The organism is Pseudoalteromonas sp. ND6B (genome assembly GCF_000764215.1).
Lineage (GTDB): Bacteria > Pseudomonadota > Gammaproteobacteria > Enterobacterales > Alteromonadaceae > Pseudoalteromonas > Pseudoalteromonas tetraodonis.
This window is the reverse complement of the sequence record NZ_JQFL01000046.1, coordinates 1-1,348: the sequence shown is the minus strand read 5'-3', so window position 1 is coordinate 1,348 and position 1,348 is coordinate 1. Positions and strand designations below refer to the sequence as shown.

The window sequence follows — 1,348 nt, the reverse complement described above, 5'->3', positions numbered from 1 at the left end:
CGGAGTTTTTCAAGTTAGTTGTCGCCTCAAGTTAAATTTTATGCCGCCCGCATTTCTTCTTTTTTCTCAGGGTTTAAATTTACTTCATTTATCATTGACCAGTCTCGTGACTTCCCTGACCAACGACTTGGGTTATTCAATTTAGCTGCGTCGTTTACCTGCTGACGCTTAGCTAATATTTCTTTATCTAAACCTGAATGACGTTGGTTTGGCGTCACAAATTTTATACCACTGTGTAGGTGCTCATTATTGTACCAATCAACGAACCCACTTACCCATTCTCTTGCTGCGCTTATATCTTCAAATGCCTTTTCTGGGTATTCTGGGCGATACTTTAACGTTTTAAATAACGACTCAGAGTATGGATTATCATTACTTACTGACGGTCGACTAAATGATGGCACAATCCCTAACTCCTGTAATGTTGCCAGTAATGTCGCGCCTTTCATTGGGCTACCATTATCTGAGTGCAACGTGACTTGCTCGCGCTTTATTTGCTCCCGACTGCAAATATCCTTCATTAAATCTGCGGCTAATTCACTTAACTGTGTGTCGTAAACTTGCCAGCCAACAACCTTTCGACTAAAAATGTCCATCACTAAATATAAGTATAAAAATTGCCCTTTTACGCTCGTTGGTAAATAGGTGATATCCCAAGTGTAGACTTCATTTGCACGCACTGCTTTCAATGCTCTTGGCTTTTTCATCGGCTTAGCTGGCTTTACTTTTTCTCTATGCGTTAATAAGTTATGTGCCTTCATGACACGATAAAACGAACTTTCAGACGCTATCCATATGCCCTTATCAAGCAGCTTAGGGACTATTTTACTGGCCGGTAAATGCCCATATTCGGCTGAATTAGCCGTATTAATAATGCGCTGCCGCTCTAACTCTGTGAGACGGTTAGGCGGCTGTTTTTTCGTACTCGTCCGTTTGTCAGTCATATCGTCTGCTTCAATCCACCGCTGAACGGTTCTTAGTGTCAGTCCAAGTAACTCACATGCCTTTTCTTTCCTTGCCCCTGAAGCCTGTGCGTTTGTGATAAGCGTTATTAATTCATGTCGCTCAGTCGCTGTTGTTAATCGTCCTCGTTGAAACCCCAAAGTGCATCCGCTTTTTTTTTGAGTACAAGTAGAGCGGCAGTTTCAGCTAAGGCCTTATCTTTGCGATTCAGTTCTTTTTGCAGTTGCTTTATTTCTTGCTTAAGCTGTTTACTGTCTGACTTTACTGTTTTATTTGAAGGTGGTGTTACTAAGTCTTTCTTCCATTGCTGAATATGATGCGGATAAAGCCCTATATTACGGCAGTATTCATTTATGGCGGCTTCATCTAAACTTCCACACTCAAT

1 pseudogene is annotated in these 1,348 nt (G+C 41.4%); it reads right to left on the bottom strand.

From position 1 onward, the window contains the following. Positions 1-38: 38 nt before the first annotated feature. Positions 39-1,348 (bottom strand): annotated as a pseudogene (locus ND6B_RS08200) (IS3 family transposase); the annotation flags it as partial.